This is a genomic window from Variovorax sp. ZS18.2.2, from assembly GCF_024701975.1.
Classification (GTDB): Bacteria; Pseudomonadota; Gammaproteobacteria; order Burkholderiales; family Burkholderiaceae_C; genus Variovorax.
Genome location: NZ_JANLNM010000001.1, coordinates 632,524 through 649,866, shown reverse-complemented (window position 1 = coordinate 649,866; position 17,343 = coordinate 632,524). Strand labels below are relative to the sequence as shown.

Sequence of the window (17,343 nt, the reverse complement as noted above, 5' to 3'; positions counted from 1 at the left end):
TATTTTTTCGGCGCGCCGCGGCTTCAACTCAGCAGCAGCAACCCGCCGGGCAGCGACCGCTGGCGCAGGCCGAAGGTGTGCTCCAGCTGCGACAGCGCCGAGTCCAGCGAGGCCAGCCGGAACCGGCCGCTGACCCGCTTGTCGCCCGCGGCGCTGTTCATCAGCAGCACGCGGCCTGCGCGGTAGCGGTTGATCTCGGCGAGCACCTCGGCCAGCCGCGTCTGCTCGAACACCAACTCGCCGCGCCGCCAGGCCGACACGTTCTCCAGCGCGACCCGGGCGATGCCGCTGAGCGACTGCGCGTCGTACACCGCCTGCTGGCCCGCCAGCAGCGCGCGCACGCCGGCCGGATGCTCGATGCGCACCGTGCCCTCGATGCAGGTCACGCAGACCTTGCCCTCCAGATGCCGCACCTCGAAGCGCCCCGCGTGCGCCAGGCTGCGCCCGGTGCCGGCCGCCACGCCGAACGCACCGCCCTCGGCCAGCAGGTCGACCGCGGCCTCGCCCGAGAGCAGGTCGATGCCGGTGAGCTGGCCCGCCGCGCTCTCGCGGCGGATGCGGGTCTGGGTGTTGAGCGTCACCTGGATGCGCGGGGCCAGCGCCAGCGCGCGCTGCTCGCCGACGGCGGTGCGGTCGTCCGCCCCTCCGTCGCCCAACGCAGGCCAGAGCCCGCCGGGCGAATTGACCACCGCCACACCGGCGACGCCGGCCATGGCGGCGGCGCTCGCGGCAGCGCCCAAAAATGCGCGGCGCCCGAAATTGCGGCCGCCCTGCAGCGCGCGCTCGTGGGTCGCGGCCGCGGCCGGCCGGGTGCGCAGGAATTCGCCGGCCAGGGGTTTCATCGCTGCCCAGCGCTGCTTGGCCTCGTTGAAGGCCGCGCGGTGCGCCTCGCTGCTGTGGAGCCAGCGCTTGAAGGCTTCGGCGTCCGAGGCCTTCACGTCGCCGGATGCGAGCAGGCGCAGCCAGGCGCGCGCCTCTGCCGGCAACGCGTCGCTCGGCGCTTTGCGAACGTCGGCCGATGTCCTCATGGCCTCACGTCCGGAACGTCCGGCATGCCGGTGGAACGATGGAAAGGTGCTTCACCCACCCAGACGAACGGCGCCACGACAAACCCCCAACTATTTTTTGTCATCGTTCATCCGCGCATCCAGAAAGTCGTGCGCGCGCTTGAGTTCATGCTCGACCACGCGCACCGAGAGACCCAGCCGCGCCGCCACGTCCTTCTGCGGGAGGCCTTCCCAGCGCACCAGCATCAGGATCGTGCGGCGGCGCTCGGGCATGCGGTCGATGAGCTTCATCAGCGCCGCCACTTCCGAGCGCAGTTCGGCGGTGCGGGCCGGGCCGGGCGCCGGGTCGGACAGCTCCATCAGCGACTGCACTTCGTCGATGGACAGCGAACGGCTCTGGCGCCGCTGGATGTCCATCGCGATGTTGACGGCCACGCGCACGAGATAACTGCCCGGGCTCTGGATCGCGCCTTCGTCCTCGCGGCTCTGCAGGCGCAGCCAGGTGTCCTGCAGCGCGTCGCCGGCCAGGTCGCTGTTGCCCAGCAAGCGCGTCACGCGGCGCTTGAGGCTGGCGTAGTGCCGCGACAGGTAGTCCGAGAGGATCGGGCGCGCGTCCTCGGTCATGGCGGCGTTGCCTCGCGCGGGCTTTCGCAGCGCTGCGCGCCGGCCGCCTGATCCCCTGAGTTGCCAGGATCGCGCGGCAGCAGCACCATGGTCAGCGGCTGCGCCATCGCGGGCGGCGGCGCGCGGCCCACGCGCACGCGCTGCAGGGCTTCGCGCACCGCGGCGTCGCGGCGCGCATTGCCGGTCGAGGTGAGGAGGCGCGGCCTTTGCAGCGCGCCCGTCGCATCCACCTCGAAGCGCAGCAGCGTGCGGTATTCGCCCGGCGCGGTGCGGGGGTCGGCGCACAGGGCTTCCCAGATGCGCGCCTGGACCCAGGCGCCGTAGCCAGTGTCCACGCCGTCCGGGGCCGGACGCATCGCGTCCGCCTCTGCATCGATCGGCTTGAGCACGAAGGCGTCGGCCGGTCCGTCTCTCGCGCTTTCCGCGGTGAGGCCCGTGCCTTCGAGCAGCCGGTGCAGCGCGGCTTCGGGGCTGTGGCGGCCGCGCACGGCGCCCGAGGTGCGTCCGCTCACGGCCGCGCTGTCGAACAGCGCCGGGCGGCCGGACTGCGAGGCATAGCGCTGGAGCGCGGCGGCCAGGGGCTGCGCGGGGATGTCGAAATCGAAGCGCAGCCCGGCGGCCTCGGGCATGGCGGCCACGTCATTCATGCGCGGTGCGGGGGTGTCGCCGGCCCAGACGGCCAAAGGCGCCGAGAGCCCGCACAGCAGCGCCAACACCGCCGCATGGCAGCGCAGACGGGCGGCGAACGGGCGCACCCTGCGAAGAGACGAGTCGAGCCGGCAAGGTGGGTGCGCCATTCTGGAAGCCCGCCATGGTGGCGCCGGAATATGACGTCGGTGCTACACCAAAGCATTCCTGGTCCGTTGCACGCGCGCTGCGGGGCGCCTGCGCACGGCGCGTCGCTCAGCCGCAGCCGCTGGTGGATCAGCCGCAATTGACAGCATTCCGACAGCCACCGCCGGGCACCATGTGGCCTTCCCCAAAAAAACCACGGAGACGCATTCATGCACGCCAAGCCTTTTTCCCTGTCCTCCAGCCGACGCCAATGGCTCCAATCCGGCGGCGCCCTCGCCCTCGGCGGCCTGCTGCCCTCGCTGGCCTCGGCCCAGTCCGCATGGCCCAGCAAATCGGTGCGCTTCGTCGTGCCCTTCGCGCCGGGCGGCAGTTCCGAGATCGTCGCGCGCTCCACCGCCGCCGAACTCTCGCGCACGCTCGGCCAGAGCGTCTTCGTCGACAACAAGCCGGGCGCGGCCGGCAACATCGCGATGAGCGAGGTGGCGCGCAGCACCGACCAACACACGCTGATCCTCGGCCACATCGGCACGCTGGCCGTGAACCCGTACATCTTCGCCAAGCTGCCCTACGACCCGAACAAGGACTTCAAGCCCGTGAGCCTGCTGGCCAAGGTGCCCAGCCTGTACGTGGTGCACCCCGACGTGCCGGCGAAGAACCTCAAGGAATTCATCGCCTATGCCAAGTCGAAGCCCGGCAAGCTGAGCTACGGCTCCGCGGGCAACGGCAGCGCGGGCCACCTGGCCTTCGAGTACCTGAAGATGACGGCCGACGTGTTCATGCTGCACGTGCCCTACCGCGGCACCGGCCCGATGGTGACCGACCTGCTCTCGGGTCGGCTCGATGCCTCGGCCATCGGCGCGGCGGCGATCATTCCGTTCATCAAGGCCGGCAAGGTGCGCTGCATCGCGACCGGCTCGGCCAAGCGCCTCGCGCAGCTGCCCGACGTGCCGACCGTGGCCGAGCAAGGCTTCCCCGGCTTCGAGATGACGCAGTGGTACGGCATGCTCGCGCCGGCCAACATCGAACCCGCAAACCTCGCCAAGCTCTCGGCCGAGACGATGAAAGCGGTGAAATCGCCTGATTCGATGCAGCGGCTCACGGCCGATGCGGCCGAGGCCATCGGCGGCACGCCGGAGCAGTTCGCGCAGTTCATCGCAGCGGAGCAAGCGCGCTGGCAGAAGGTCATCGCAAGGGCAAACATCAAGCCGGACTGAGCGTTCAAGGCTCTAGCATCGGCGCCATGCGCATCCTGCTGGCCGAAGACGAACACACCCTGGGCACCTGGCTCTGCAAGGCGCTGGAGCATGCGGGCATCCAGGTCGAATGGGTCGACGACGGCCGGCTCGCGGACCGCGCGCTGCAGCAGCGCGACCACGATGCACTCGTGCTCGACCTGGGCCTGCCCGGCATGGACGGCCACACGGTGCTGCAGCGGCTGCGCGAACGCGACCAGCGGCTGCCGGCGCTGATCCTCACGGCGCGCGATTCGCTGAACGAGCGCGTGGCATCGCTCAATGCGGGCGCGGACGACTTCCTCGCCAAGCCCTTTGCGCTGGCCGAACTCGAAGCGCGGCTGCATGCGCTGGTGCGGCGCGCGCGCGGCGTCGAACATCCGCGCTTGGCCTGCGGGCCGCTGGTGTACGACAGCGCGCGCCGGCATTTCGTGCTGAACGGTGAAGCATTGGCGCTGTCGCCGCGCGAGCAGGCGGTGCTGCGCGTGCTGGTGCAGCGCAGCGGCGAGCCGCTGTCGAAGCAGCAGATCCTCGAACGTGTGTTCTCCGATGACGAGGAGGTGCATCCCGAAGCGGTCGAGGTGTTCGTCTATCGCCTGCGCAAGCGGCTCGACGGCACCGGCGTGCGCATCGTCACGCTGCGCGGCCTGGGCTACGTATTGGAAGCCGATTAGTGCGCGCGATGCCGAGCTTCCTGCGCCGCGCGAGCCTCTGGCAGCGGCTCGCGCTGCTGCTATTCCCCGCACTGCTGGTGGTGACGGGCCTCGAACTCTGGATGACGCGGCACGACGCGCTCGCCGCCGCCAACGCGGCCTACGACCGCTCGCTGCTGGGCGCCCTCAAGTCCATCGACGCCAACATCTCGACGGCATCGGGCGGCCTCTCGGTCGAGCTGCCGTACACGATGTTCGAGTTCTTCGAGCTCACCGCGAGCGGGCAGGTGTTCTTTCGCGTGGCGACTTCCGATGGCCTGGTCGAACTCGGCAGCGCCGACCTGCCCGCGCCGCCCGCCGAGCTGACGATGGGCGTGCCGGCGTTCTACGACGCAACCTACTTCGGCGAGGCCGTGCGGCTCGCGGCCTACCGGCGCGACCTCGACCGCGCGCCGGCGGGTAGCACCGGGCGCAGCGTGCTGATCCAGGTCGGCGAGAGCACGCGCTCGCGGCAGGAGTTCAGCACGCGCTTCGTGCGCAGCGCCGCGTTGCGCGACGGGCTGGTGCTGGCGCTGCTGCTGTGCGGCACCGCCATCGCGCTCGCCGCGGCGCTGCGGCCGCTGTCGCGGCTCGCGCGCGAGGTCGAGGCACGCACGCCTGACGACCTGACGCGCATCGCCGAGACCGACCTGCCCGCCGAGGTGCGCCCGCTCGTGGATGCGGTCAACCAGCAGATGTCGCGCACGCAGGACCTGGTGACGCAGCAGCGCCAGTTTCTGGACGATGCCTCGCACCAGCTGCGCACGCACCTCACGACGCTGCAGATGCAGGCCGACTACGCCCGGCGCGAGGAAGACCCGGCACAGGTGCGCGCCGCACTCGATGCGCTCGGCACCGAAATCGGCCGCGCCACGCGCAGCGCGCAGCAACTGCTTGCGCTCGGCCGCAGCGACACGGTGGCGGTGGAGCCGGCCGAGTTCGACCTCGCGGCGCTGCTGCGCGAGGTGGCGGTCGACCTGCTGCCGCTCGCGCGCGCCAAGCGCATCGACCTGGGCATTCATGCGCCCGCGCCCGAGTTCTTCGCGGTCGCGGACCGGGGGCTGCTGCGCGAAGCGCTCAGCAACCTCGTGACGAACGCCATCACCTACACGCCGGCCGAAGGAACCATCACCCTCTTCGCAGCAGGCGATGCCGCGGGCTGGAGCCTCAATGTCGAGGACGACGGCCCCGGTCTGAGCGATGAAGAACGCGCCGCGCTGGGCCAGCGCTTTCGCCGCGGCGCGCGTGCGGGCAAGGGCGGCTTCGGTCTCGGGCTGGCGATTGCGCGGTCGATCGCGCAGCGGCATCGGGGCGAATTGCGGCTCGAAGCTCGGGAGGCCGGCACGGGGCTGCATGCGATCATCTGGTGGCCCCGGCCGGCCGCCAGCTAGCGGCGCACATCCCATGCAGTCTCTCCTCTTCACTCGCCGCGTCGTGCTTCGCGCGTTGCCCGCGCTGCTCGTGCCCAGCATCGCTACAGCGCAGGCCGGTGACCCCTCGCTGGCCGCGGCCGATTGCGTGATACCCGCCAAGGCCGGCGGTGGCTTCGAACTCACCTGCGCCCTCGCGCGCGATGCGCTGCAGGCGGTACGCCCTTCGCGACCGCCGCTGGGCCAGCGCTACCTGCCGGGCGGCATCGGCGCGGTCGCCTTCGACCGCATCGCCACCGGCCAGCTCGGCGGTGCGGGAACGCTGGTCGCGTTCTCCAGCGGCTCGCTGCTCAATCTGGCACAGGGCCGCTTCGGCCCGCATCCGCCGTCGGCCGTGCGCTGGATCGCCACGCTCGGCACCGACTACGGCGTGATCGCCGTGCACCGCGACTCGCCCTACAAGCGCCTGCAGGACCTGGTCGCGGCCCTGCGGCAAGACCCCTCGCGCATGACCTTCGGCGCGGGCGGCACAGTCGGCAGCCAGGACTGGGTGAAGGCCGCGCTGCTGGTGCGCGCCGCGGGCCGCGACCACAAGGCAATGCGTTTTGTCTCTTTCGAAGGCGGCGGCGATGCGCTGGGCGCGCTGCAGGGCAAGCATGTCGATGTGTTCCCCGGCGATGCAGCCGAGGCGCTGCAGGCCATCGCGGGCGGCGCGGCGGTGCGCCTGCTGGCGGTGCTGTCGGAAACGCGGCTGGGTGGCGCGCTCACCGGCGTGCCGACCGCGCGCGAGCAAGGCGTGGACATCGTCTGGCCGACCGTGCGCGGCCTGTATCTGAGCGCCAACGTGCCCGATGCGGCTGTGCGCGCCTGGACCGCCGCGTTCACGGAAGCCACGGCCGCGCCGGGCTACGCGGCGCTGCGCGAGCGGCACAGCCTTTATCCTTTCGCGCTCACCGGCGCCGCGCTCGACGACTACGTGCAGGCCCGCATCAAGACCTACCAGGCACTCGCGGACGAACTCGGATTGCGCCGCTGGAAGCCCTGAAGAGCATCCCCTTCTTCCCTGCCATGACCGAAGACGACATCACCCAACACATCATCGACTCGCTCGGCGGCGGCCATTTCCAGGTTGCCGACGACAACACCTTCTTCTTTCATGGCGCGGACAACAAGTTCCCCTTCGCGACCATCGTCACGAAGGACCATGAATCCGACAACGCGTCGAAGCTGGACCGGCCTGGCGTCTTTCGCCTCAATGTGGGTGTCGGCAAGGAGACCTTCCGCGCGCTGTTCGGCGAGGGGGAACAGGCGGACATCGACTACGCCGCGCTCGACCGGCTGATGCCGCATCCGGTCTACGGAAAGATGTACTGGGTCAGCGTGATCAACCCGAGCGGCAAGACCTTCGAGACGGTGAAACCGTTGATCGCCGAAGCCCGCAGCCTCGCCGCCGCGCGGGACAAGAACAAATAGCCCGGCAACTGCCTGTCGGGGGCACTACTTCGACGGGCGCGACAGCGTTGCCAGCTTCTTCTTCGCGCTTTGCAGGAGGCCGATCTTCTCTACGGGCAACTGGGCCTTCGTATCCCCGAGCTTGACGATCTCGAGCGCCGAGGGCTTCGGCAGGAGCGCATCGCGCGGCGTGAGTCCATTGAACCGGGCGTTCGAGATGACGTGCATCTTCAAGTGGCGATGGATGCTCTTCGACAGCTTCTGGCAGGCGGCCGTCATGGTGGCTTCGTCGGGCATCAGCTGGCCGTGCACGACGAGCAGTTCCAGCGTGCCGTCCTTGTCCTCGCCCAGCACGAACGCGCGCACGACCGAATCCTTGAACTTGCTCCGCAACATCGCGCGAACCGGCTCGGCCACGGCGAACGACTTGAGCGCAATGCTGCGCAGCTCATCGTGAAAGATGAATGTGCGGTCGATGGAGACGGTCTCGGCCTCGTCTGCCTTCGGCTTTTGCCGCTTCAGGATGCCGCTGCCGACCAGGTGCTCCAGGGTGCGCGTCACATCGTCCGGGGCCAGCTTCGATCGCTGGGCCAGCTCGTCGGATGAAAACAGTTGGTCGGGCGCCGCGTAGGCGACCATCAGAAGCTTTTGCACCTCGGGGGCGAAGAGGAAATCTGCGGCGCTCATTTTTTTCCGGTTCTTTGCAAGGGGTCCGCATTATCGAGACACGCGGCCCCGCGGTGCCCGGTTCGCGAATACCGCGACGCGGTCTTCTCCGCGGCGTTTTCGGGATGAATTCCGTCGAGGCGCATGGCGCAGGCCTACAGCGGCGCCCGGTCTCCGCCGTTTAGAACGGCTGGACACGAACACGGAGCTTGCGCCATGAGCCTGCAACACACGATCGACACCTTCGAGCCGAGCGATGCCGCGCCATCCCGCGCCGGCTCCGAGCGGTACTGGGCACCCTGCATGGCCGTGGCGCTGGTGGCGGTGTCTCTCTTCTACGTGACGTTGAAAGACCTGGTGCATGAGAGCGCTGCGCGCGCGCCAGCCCCGCCACCTGCGGTCATGCCGGCCTACGTCGAAGCCACCGAATCGGCCGGCCGCCTCGCGCTGCCGGATTCGGTGACACGTTCGTCGGTGGAGCCCGCCATGCCGGTGTTCCATCGCGCATCGCCGGCGAACGCGAACTTCGATGCTCCCGTCGAGCCTGCCAAGGCGGCGCCCGCCGTCACCGAGGTGAGCAAGTGCGTCATGCCCGAAGGCGAGGCGATCTATTCAGACGGGCCCTGCCCCGAGGGCGCGAGCGCGAGCACGCTGAGATTGCCGCGCAACCAGCACGCATCGGTGAACCAGTAAGCACAGCGGCGAGCGGCCGCGCACGGACATGGACTCGCCGCGTGCGACAGCTAGAACGACACCGGCGGCAGCACGAATCGACCGGACATGGACAAGACTGACGCTTCCACGTTTTTTTGCAACGCCTCGCCCCACGCGACCAGGGGTTCTGGCGCTTCATGCCTGTCTTCCGCTTGCGGCTTGACCTGCGGCAGTCCGGCAAATTTTCTGTTGGTCATCAGGTTGACGCGCAGCAATGTGCCGCCATTGGCGCCGTAGACACTTCGGATCGAGTAGCCGGACTTGAACAAGGCAATGCCTTTTTCCGCCGCCGCCCGGACAAGCTCGGAGTCGGGCTTCAGGTAGCTCATCGTCGCGAAGGCAGAGTTGACGACAAGGCATTGCCGTGTTCGCGCGGTCTGGTTGGTGCCGAAGTCCTCGGTGTGGAACTTGGGGCGCGCAGGTGGACAGGTCTCGCTCACCCAGTCCACGCTCCTTCGATTTCCTCCTTCGGTGCTTGTCAGGACCAGGACCGCCATGGGCTCCGGTCCAGGGCCCGCCAGGTAGAACACCTTGGTCTCCATCGCAATCCGATGTTCTCCGCCGTTGAATTTCAACGACGACTCGTACTGCGTCAGTTGAATCCAGGGCAGGCCCGAGGGATCGAATTCTGTCCGCCCTATCGATTCCGCACTGGCACTGCCTGCAACCGCCGAACAAGCAGCGAGCAGTGAAGGCGCGAGTTTTCTCGAGAAGAAAAGCGAAGGCTTGAACGTGGTGGCGGAGATCAAGTTGTACCTCTCGGACGCGAGTGCGGCGTGTGTGGGCTTCCGGCCCGATGGTTGATGCTTGCGCATGGGGGTTGATGTGAAAGTGCTTCGCCGATTTCAACGAGGCGCTGCCGTGGGCGCGCCGCCAGACATCGGTCGGGGCCGAATCTAGCCGGACAAATCGACCATGACTCACCGGCATTTGCGAAATCCGAAGTGCCGTGAAGAATTCCCGGTTCTGGCCGACAACCGTCCCCGGCAAGCCCTCAGGCCGCCTTCAGGAACACATCGTGGTCCGGCGCAAAGTTGGCGTGCAGCGGCAGCATCGCGCCGCCCAGCGCACAAGCCTGCGCCCCCACCCTGCCCCCGTGCAACTGCGGTGGCCACAGCCCTTCCCAGTTGCATTGCGCGAGTGCCGCGCGCGTCTGGTCGAGCAAGGCTTGCAGCAGTGCGCGCGACATGGAGCCATCCATCACCACGTCGGCCAGATCGAGCACCGCGGTGCTGCTGACGATGGCGTGCGCCAATGCCAGCGATGCGGAGCCGAGCCAGGCCTGCGTCGCGGCGGCGAACGGGGGCTGCAACGCGCGGTCGTCGTAGGCGGCCGTGGGGTCGAGCCCTTCGCCTTGCAGGCGCTGCTCCAGTTCCCACAGCGAGGCCTCGGCCATCACCTGCGGCGGCAGTGCGCCATCGGCCCGCACCGACTGCATCGGCAGCGAGGCCAGCGCCCCGGCGTTGCTGTGTGCGCCCGTGTGCAGGTGCGAGTTGATGACCAGCCCGCCGCCCACGAAGGTGTCGACGAAGATGTACAGGAAGCTCTTCAGGTCGTGCCCGCGACCGCCGACCAGCTCGGCCGCGCAGGCCGCGACGGTGTCGCGCGCAAAACTCACCGGCACCTCGGTGCGCGCCCGCACTTCGGCCAGCAGGTCCATCTGGTTCCACTCGTCCGACTGCGCTTTGGAGAGGCCCAGCGTGCGATGCCAGCCGCCCAGAAGGAACGGCGCGGCCAGCCCCACGCCGACATTGCGCGCAGCCAGCGCACCGAGCCCGTCGCGCAGCCGGTGGATGTGCTCGGCAATCGCGGGCAGCAACGCGCCCGCATCGGGAAAGTCGTAGCTCATCGCATGGCGCTCACGCACCTGCGCGGTGAAGTCGATCAGCAGCCATTCGGCACCGCGCCGCCCCACCTTGATGCCGATGGCGAAGGCGCCGTCGGGGTTCAGCGCCAGCGGCACCGAGGGCTGGCCGATGCGCCCGCGCACCCGGCTCTGCTTGACGATGAGCTGGTCTTCCTCCAGCCGCGCGGTGATGAGCCCGATGGTCTGCGCGCTCAGTCCCGTCAGCCGCGCGAGGTCGGCCTTGGGTAGGCTCGTGTGAACGCGCAGCGCCTGCAGCACCACGCGCTCGTTGAACTGGCGCATGCCGACCTGGTTGGAGCCGCGCGGGCGCAGCAGGTCGGGCGGGCGCACGGAAGTGTCCGCATCAGGCATGCGCCTCCGCGGGCAGCTGGTCGGCAGTCATGGCACCGGTCATCACGGCCACCGTGTCGCTCATGCTGATCTTCTTGGGGTTCAGCACCGCCGCGCGCTTGCCCAGGCGCGCGACGTGGATACGGTCGGCCACCTCGAACACATGCGGCATGTTGTGGCTGATGAGCACCACGGGCAGGCCGCGGTCGCGCACGCGGCGGATGAGTTCGAGCACCATGTTGCCCTCCTTCACGCCGAGCGCCGCGGTCGGCTCGTCCATGATGACCACATGCCGCGCGAAGGCCGCGCTGCGCGCCACCGCCACGCACTGGCGCTGGCCGCCCGAGAGCGTTTCGACCGCCTGCGTCATCGACTGGATGCCGACCTTCAGGTCCGCCATGCGCGCGGCGCTTTCCTGCAGCATCTTTTTCTTGTCGAGCATGCGCAGCACGTTGCCGAGGAACCCGGGGCGACGCAGTTCGCGGCCGAGAAAAAGGTTTTCGTAAATGGTCATCGCGGGTGCGACGGCGAGGTCTTGATACACCGTCTCGATGCCCGCGCGCCGCGCATCGAGCGGATTGCGAAAGTGCACCGGCACGCCGTCGAGCAGGATCTCGCCCTGGTCGGGCACCACCGCGCCCGAGAGCGCCTTGATGAGCGAGGACTTGCCCGCGCCGTTGTCGCCGATCACCGCGAGGATTTCTCCTTCGCGCAGTTCGAAGTCGACACCGTCGAGCGCGGTGACCTGGCCGTAGCGCTTCACCAGGCCCTTGGCCTGCATGATGATCTTCGGGTTGGCTACGGTGTTCATCAACGTGCCCCCTTGCGCGAGAGTTGATCGGCCGCCACCGCCAGGATCACCAGCACGCCCGTCACCAGCACCTGGTAGATCGACGAAACGCCCATCAGCGTGAGCCCGTTGCGGAACACGCCCACGATCAGCACGCCGATCAGCGAGCCCAGCACGATGCCGCGTCCGCCAAAGAGGCTGGTGCCGCCGAGCACCACGGCGGTGATGGCGTCGAGGTTCTCGGTCTGCCCCGCATTCGGATCGCCCACGCCGGTGCGCGCCACCGACAACAGCGAGGCAATGCCATACAGCACGCCCGCCGCCACGTACACGCCCAGCAGCACGCGCTGCGTCGGAATGCCCACGAGGCGCGTGGCCTCGGCGTTGTTGCCCACCGCATAGATGTGGCGGCCCGCGCCCGTCTCGCGCAGCACGAACCACGCGAGCCCGTACAGCGCCACCATCAGCACCGAGCCCCACGCCACTTCGGCACTGCCGATGGCGAAGGTGGTGCCCAGCCCCGTGAGGCCGGTGGGCAGGTCGGTGATGGTCTGCGACGACGAATACAGCTGCGTGATCGCGAACGCGATGTTCAGCGTGCCCAGCGTCACGATGAAAGGCGGCAGCTTGATGCGCGTGACCAAGAGGCCGTTGATGAGCCCGAACAGCGTCGTCACGCCGATGCCGCAGAGAATGGCCACCGGCACCGGCATGCCGAGCTCGGTGGCGAACTTCGTCATGATGATCCCGCCCAGCGCCATCACCATGCCGCACGACAGGTCGATGCCGGCCGTGAGGATGATCAGCGTCTGACCGATGGCGATCACGCCGACCACCATCACCTGCTGCAGGATCAGCGACAGGTTCTCGCCGGTCAAGAACCGGTCGGATTGCGTCGCAAAGAAAATGCATGCGCCGAGCAGGGCCAGCCACGGCCCCAGGGCGCCCCACGGGATGTGGTGCGTTGCTGCGGATTTCGCCATCGATGTGTTCTCCCTAGGCCTGGCTGATTACTTCTTGCCCCAGCACAACTCGGCACCGGTCTTGGTGTCCTTGCTGTCGACGCCCGCCACGCTCTTGCCGGCGATCAGCGTGACGCCGGTGTCGACGTAGCCCGAGGCCTTCTTGCCGGTCTTGGCGAACTCCACGCCCGCGGCCACGCCCATGGCGGCCATCTTCAGCGGGTACTGCTGCGAGGTCGCGGCGATGATGCCGGCGTTGGTGTCCTTGATGCCCTGGCAGCCACCGTCCACCGAGACGATCAGCACGCCCTTCTCCTTGCCCGCGCGCTTGAGCGCGTTGTAGGCACCGGCCGCGGCGGGCTCGTTGATGGTGTAGACCAGGTTCACGTCGGGCGCCTTCTGCAGGCAGTTTTCCATCACGGTCTGCGCCTTGGCCTGGTCACCGAAGCTGTCGGCCATGCAGACGATTTCGGGCGCCTTCGAGAGCTCGTTCGACTTGGCATCGTTCGCAGCCAGCCCGAAGCCCTTCATGAAGCCGTTGTGGCGCTGCGCACCGACCGGGTGGCCCGGCAGCAGGTCGAGCGCGACGATCTTGGGCGTCTTGCCGGCCATCGCAGCCTTGGCGTATTCGCCGATCAGCACGCCGGCGGTGTAGTTGTTGGTGGCGAAGAGCGCGTCGGTCGCGTCCGGCGGATCGGCCGGGCTGTCGAGCGCGATCACCATGATCCCCTTGTCGCGCGCCTTCTTGATCGCCGGCACGATGGCCTTGGCGTCGCTCGGCGTGATGAGGATGGTCTTGGCGCCGGCCGCGATCATGTTTTCCATCGCGGTGATCTGGCCCGCGTTGTCGCCGTCGGCCTTGCCCGCGCCCGAGAGCAGCTTGGCGCCGAGCTTCTTGGCTTCTTCCTGCGCGCCCTCTTTCATCTTCACAAAGAAGGGGTTGGTCTCGGTCTTGGTGACCAGGCCGATGACCGGCTCGCCGGCGGCGAAGGCCGTGGATGCGGCAACAGAGAGGATGGCGAGGGCCAGGGCCGGGCGACGGCGGCTGCGCGAACTGAACATGGGTGTGTCTCCTTGGCAGGCGATGTGCCTGGGTCTTGTTGAACGGAGGCAACTATGTTTCAGCGAGCCGACTAAATCAAGCAGTTGTAGTTATCGAAAACCCGGGGGTTGAGCGCACCCGCATTTCCGGATTCATTCGATTTCGTCGAATTGCCGGCTATAGGGCGAATCGGCTATCGGCAATTAAATCGATAGGCCTATTGTTTTAAGCCCTGCGGCAAACCTCGCCAATTCCCGCATGTTTTCACAATTGTTTCCGTTGTTGATTTATCGTGACAGGTGACAAGAGATTCGATATCTCCAAATCCATAAGTACAAAGCTCTCTCTTCCATGAAACCAGCGTTGACCCTCAAGGAGAACGGCCGGCGATGGATGGCGTGACCGGCCTCCTGAGAAGCCAGCCCGAAATAGCGCTTTTTCTGGTGCTCGCCATTGGCTATGCGGTGGGCCAGATCCGCTTCGGCCCCATCCAGCTGGGCGGTATTTGCGGCACCTTGATTGCCGCGCTGGTGGTCGGGCAGCTCGGCATCAAGCTCGACGACAGCGTGAAAAACGTGTTCTTCATGCTGTTCATCTTTGCGCTCGGCTATGCGGGCGGGCCGCAATTCTTTGCGAACCTCGATGCCAAGGGTTTGCGGCTCGGGCTGCTGTGCCTGGTCGAGGTGGTCACCGTGCTCGCGCTGGTGCTGTGCGCCACCGTCTTCCTTTCGCTCGACCAAGGCACCGCCGCGGGCCTGATGGCGGGCGCGGCCACCGAATCGGCCGTCGTGGGCACGGCGACCGACGCGATCTCCAAGCTCGCGCTGCCTCTGGCGGACATCCAGCAGTTGCAGGCCAACGTGGTCACGGCCTACTCCATCACCTACGTGTTCGGCCTCATCGCCATCGTGGTCGCCACGAGCCAGGTCTTTCCGCTGCTCCTGCGCGTCGACCTGCGCGCCGAGGCCGACAAACTCTGGAAGACGATGGGCGGCGGCAACGAAAACCCCGCTGCCGCCAGCGCCACGCCCGAGATGGTCGGCCGCGTGTTCCTCGTGACGGTGGGCCGGGGCCGCACGGTGGGCGAACTGATGTCGATCCTCGGCGGCCACGCGAGCATCGAGCGCGTGGTGCGGCGCGGGCAGAAGCTGAACGTCGAGCCCGCGCTGCGGCTGCAGGCCTACGACCAGGTGCTGGCCATCGGCCGGCGCAGCATGCTGGTGAACGTGGCCGAGTTGCTGGGCCGCGAGTTCGCGGACACCACGGCCTTCGATGCCGTCGTCGAGACCACCGAGGTCGTGGTCAACCGGCGCGAGTGGTTCGGCCGGGGCCTGCGCGAGCTCGATGCGCAACTGCCACCCGCGCTGCAGATCGTGGGCCTCGCGCGCGACGGCCACGTCATGCCGCTGCTGCACGAGGTGAAGCTGCAGCGCGGCGACGTGCTCCAGCTCTACGGCCCGGCCGCCGACGTGGCGCGCACGCTGCCGCTGGTCGGGGACCGCGTCATCGCATCGACGCGCAGCAACATCAGCTACGCGGCGATGGGCATCCTGCTGGGCGTGTTCATCGGCGGCTTCAGCGTGAAGCTGGGCGGCATTCCGTTCTCGCTCGGCACGGGCGGCGGCGCGCTGGTCACGGGCCTGGCCTTCGGCTGGTACCAGTCGAAGAACCCACACCGCCTGAGCGTCCCGCCCGATGCGCTCGCGCTGATGAAGGACCTGGGCCTCGCCACCTTCATCGCCTGCGTGGGCCTGGCCTCGGGGCCGCAGGCGATCGCGCTCGTCAAGAAATTCGGCATTGCGCTGCCGCTGGTGGGCGTGGCCGTGGCGGTGGTGCCGGCGTGCATCTCGCTCTTCGTCGGCCGGCGTTTGCTCAAGCTCGAGGCGCCGGTGCTGCTCGGCGCCATCGCCGGCCAACAGTGCAGCACGCCCGCGCTCAGCGCGGTGCAGAACGCGGCGGGCAATGCCACGCCGCTCCTGGGCTACACGATCACCTACGCCATCTCGAACGTGGTGCTGCCGTTGATGGGGCCGCTGATCGTGGCCCTTGCGGGATTGGTGCATGCAGCGAAATAACCTGAAAGGACGTTGACCTATGGAATGGCTCCATGACCTCTTCAAGAAGTCGCCCGAGATGGCGCTCTTCCTGTCGCTCGCGGTCGGCTACTGGATCGGCAAGATCAAGTTCGGCAAGTTCCAGCTCGGCGGCGTGGCGGGCTCGCTGCTGGTGGCGGTGATCGTGAGCCAGGTGGGCGTGCAGATCGACGGCGGCGTGAAGGCGGTGCTGTTCGCGCTCTTCATCTACGCGGTGGGCTTCGAGAGCGGGCCGCAGTTCTTCAGCTCGCTCGGCAAGCAGTCGGTGAAAGAGATCATCCTGGCCGCGGTGATGGCGGCCACCGGCCTTGCGACGGTGGTAGTCATGGCCCGGCTGTTCGGGCTCGACAAGGGCCTGGCCGCAGGTGTGGCGGCGGGCGGACTCACGCAGTCGGCCATCATCGGCACGGCGGGCGATGCCATTGGCAAGCTCGGGCTCGCTGCGGCCGAGACCGCGCGGCTGCAGGCCAATGTGGCCATCGGCTATGCGGTGACCTATGTGTTCGGCTCCTTCGGCGCGATCATCGTGTGCGTCAACATCCTGCCGAAATTCATGGGCCGCACGATCCGCGACGACGCGATCGCCGCCGAGACCGCCATGCAGGCCGGCGTGAAGGTGCTCGGCGCCGACCAGGAAGAGGCGGCGCCTTCGCTCGTGGGGCGCATCTACGAACTCACCACCGACCCGCAGCGCACGGTGGCCGACATCGAGAACGCGAACCCCGCGACCACCATCACCATCGAGCGCGTGAAGCGCGACGGCAAGTTCATCGAAGTGAGCCCCACGCTCACGCTGCGGCAAGGCGACACCGTGCTCGCGGTCGGCCGGCGCGATGCGGTGGTGGCCAGCGCCCCGTTGCTGGGCAAGGAAGTCTTCGCGGTCGACGGCATGGAGCTCACGCTGGAGAAGCGCGAGATCGTGCTCACCAACAAGGACTTCGACGGCAAGACGGTGGACCAGATCCGCCAGCTCACCGCCGGTGGCGTGCGCCACGGCATCTTCGTGACGGGCCTGAGCCGCATGGGCAAGGCGCTGCCGATGCAGCCCGACACCGTGGTGCAGGCCGGCGACCTGGTGTCGATCTTCGGCGCCGAGCAGGACGTGAAACGCGTGGCCGCCCTCGTCGGCGACGTGATCGTGCCGAGCGCGAAGACCGACTTCGTGTACCTGGGCGCGGGCCTTGTGGTGGGGCTGCTGGTGGGCCTCCTGAGCGTGAAGCTCGGCAACATCCCGCTCACGCTCGGCTCGGGCGGCGGCGCGCTGCTCGCGGGCCTGCTCTTCGGCTGGTACCGCGCGAGGCGCCAGACCTTCGGCGCGCTACCGCCGGCTGCGGTGCAGTTGCTCAAGGACCTGGGCCTTGCCGGCTTCGTGGTGGTGGTGGGCCTGTCGTCGGGCCTGCAGGCGGTGGAGACCGTCAAGCAGCTGGGCCTCACGATCTTCGGCGTGGGTGTGGTCGTGACCATCGTGCCGATGCTCTTGACCATGCTGTTCGGCAGGTACGTGCTGCGCTACACCAACACGGCCGTCTTCGCGGGTGCGCTGAGCGGCTCGCGCAGCGCCAACCCGGCTTTCGGCGAGGTGCTCGGCAAGGCGGAGAACTCCATTCCCACCGTGCCCTTCGCCATCACCTATGCGCTGGCCAACGTGTTCCTGACGCTGCTCGGGCCGCTGATCGTCGCGCTCGTCTGAGCGCCCCCTCTTTTCTC

17 protein-coding genes are annotated in these 17,343 nt (G+C 68.2%); 8 read left to right on the top strand and 9 right to left on the bottom strand.

All coding sequences use genetic code 11. The features are described from left to right. Positions 1-23: 23 nt before the first annotated feature. The 3 genes from NU688_RS03200 to NU688_RS03190 form a co-directional block, all read right to left on the bottom strand. Positions 24-1,028 (bottom strand): FecR domain-containing protein, encoded by a 1,005-nt coding sequence (locus NU688_RS03200; protein WP_257859094.1) that lies wholly within the window; start codon positions 1,026-1,028, stop codon positions 24-26. 90 nt (positions 1,029-1,118) lie between these two features. Beyond that, a complete protein-coding gene (locus NU688_RS03195; RefSeq protein WP_257859093.1) occupies positions 1,119-1,631 on the bottom strand; it encodes an RNA polymerase sigma factor in 513 nt (170 codons plus the stop codon). Continuing rightward, entirely contained in the window at positions 1,628-2,428 is an 801-nt protein-coding gene (locus tag NU688_RS03190; protein ID WP_257859092.1) for a secretin and TonB N-terminal domain-containing protein, read from the bottom strand. The genes NU688_RS03195 and NU688_RS03190 overlap by 4 nt, the downstream gene beginning before the upstream one ends. Positions 2,429-2,635: 207 nt before the next feature. Here NU688_RS03190 and NU688_RS03185 point away from each other — a divergent pair, with 207 nt between their 5' ends. From NU688_RS03185 to NU688_RS03165, 5 genes are read left to right on the top strand one after another with little or no spacing between them, the layout of a single operon-like run. Then, positions 2,636-3,640: a tripartite tricarboxylate transporter substrate binding protein gene (locus NU688_RS03185; RefSeq protein WP_257859091.1), complete on the top strand. Its 1,005-nt coding sequence runs from the start codon at positions 2,636-2,638 to the stop codon at positions 3,638-3,640. Positions 3,641-3,666: 26 nt separating this feature from the next. Further along, on the top strand, positions 3,667-4,332 hold the full coding sequence (locus tag NU688_RS03180) for a response regulator (RefSeq protein WP_257859090.1): 666 nt from the start codon (positions 3,667-3,669) through the stop codon (positions 4,330-4,332). Between the two features lie 8 nt (positions 4,333-4,340). Further along, the gene (locus NU688_RS03175) at positions 4,341-5,741 is read left to right on the top strand and encodes a sensor histidine kinase (protein WP_257859089.1); all 1,401 of its coding nucleotides are present in this window, start codon (positions 4,341-4,343) and stop codon (positions 5,739-5,741) included. A gap of 13 nt (positions 5,742-5,754) precedes the next feature. Next, positions 5,755-6,765 (top strand): tripartite tricarboxylate transporter substrate binding protein, encoded by a 1,011-nt coding sequence (locus NU688_RS03170; protein WP_257859088.1) that lies wholly within the window; start codon positions 5,755-5,757, stop codon positions 6,763-6,765. A gap of 23 nt (positions 6,766-6,788) precedes the next feature. Continuing rightward, positions 6,789-7,193: a DUF6194 family protein gene (locus NU688_RS03165; RefSeq protein WP_257859087.1), complete on the top strand. Its 405-nt coding sequence runs from the start codon at positions 6,789-6,791 to the stop codon at positions 7,191-7,193. Between the two features lie 24 nt (positions 7,194-7,217). Here the strand turns inward: NU688_RS03165 and NU688_RS03160 are convergent, their stop codons facing one another. After that, positions 7,218-7,859, bottom strand: coding sequence for a hypothetical protein (locus NU688_RS03160; protein ID WP_257859086.1), 642 nt, complete (start codon positions 7,857-7,859; stop codon positions 7,218-7,220). A gap of 195 nt (positions 7,860-8,054) precedes the next feature. Between NU688_RS03160 and NU688_RS03155 the strand changes: the two genes are divergently transcribed. Further along, positions 8,055-8,531: a hypothetical protein gene (locus tag NU688_RS03155; protein ID WP_257859085.1), complete on the top strand. Its 477-nt coding sequence runs from the start codon at positions 8,055-8,057 to the stop codon at positions 8,529-8,531. Between the two features lie 50 nt (positions 8,532-8,581). On the opposite strand, the gene NU688_RS03150 is transcribed toward NU688_RS03155, so the two are convergent. The 5 genes from NU688_RS03150 to NU688_RS03130 form a co-directional block, all read right to left on the bottom strand. Next, the gene (locus NU688_RS03150) at positions 8,582-9,301 is read right to left on the bottom strand and encodes a hypothetical protein (protein WP_257859084.1); all 720 of its coding nucleotides are present in this window, start codon (positions 9,299-9,301) and stop codon (positions 8,582-8,584) included. A 245-nt stretch (positions 9,302-9,546) separates the two neighbouring features. Beyond that, the gene (locus NU688_RS03145) at positions 9,547-10,770 is read right to left on the bottom strand and encodes an ROK family transcriptional regulator (RefSeq protein ID WP_257859083.1); all 1,224 of its coding nucleotides are present in this window, start codon (positions 10,768-10,770) and stop codon (positions 9,547-9,549) included. Beyond that, positions 10,763-11,560 (bottom strand): ATP-binding cassette domain-containing protein, encoded by a 798-nt coding sequence (locus NU688_RS03140; protein ID WP_257859082.1) that lies wholly within the window; start codon positions 11,558-11,560, stop codon positions 10,763-10,765. The genes NU688_RS03145 and NU688_RS03140 overlap by 8 nt, the downstream gene beginning before the upstream one ends. After that, a complete protein-coding gene (locus NU688_RS03135) occupies positions 11,560-12,522 on the bottom strand; it encodes an ABC transporter permease (protein WP_257859081.1) in 963 nt (320 codons plus the stop codon). The genes NU688_RS03140 and NU688_RS03135 overlap by 1 nt, the downstream gene beginning before the upstream one ends. Positions 12,523-12,549: 27 nt before the next feature. After that, on the bottom strand, positions 12,550-13,563 hold the full coding sequence (locus NU688_RS03130; RefSeq protein WP_257859080.1) for a sugar ABC transporter substrate-binding protein: 1,014 nt from the start codon (positions 13,561-13,563) through the stop codon (positions 12,550-12,552). 369 nt (positions 13,564-13,932) lie between these two features. On the opposite strand from NU688_RS03130, the gene aspT (NU688_RS03125) reads away from it, so the two are divergent. Both aspT (NU688_RS03125) and aspT (NU688_RS03120) read left to right on the top strand, forming a co-directional pair. Then, positions 13,933-15,618 (top strand): aspartate-alanine antiporter, encoded by a 1,686-nt coding sequence (gene aspT, locus NU688_RS03125; protein ID WP_257859079.1) that lies wholly within the window; start codon positions 13,933-13,935, stop codon positions 15,616-15,618. Between the two features lie 19 nt (positions 15,619-15,637). Beyond that, entirely contained in the window at positions 15,638-17,326 is a 1,689-nt protein-coding gene (gene aspT, locus NU688_RS03120; RefSeq protein WP_257859078.1) for an aspartate-alanine antiporter, read from the top strand. Positions 17,327-17,343 lie beyond the last annotated feature (17 nt).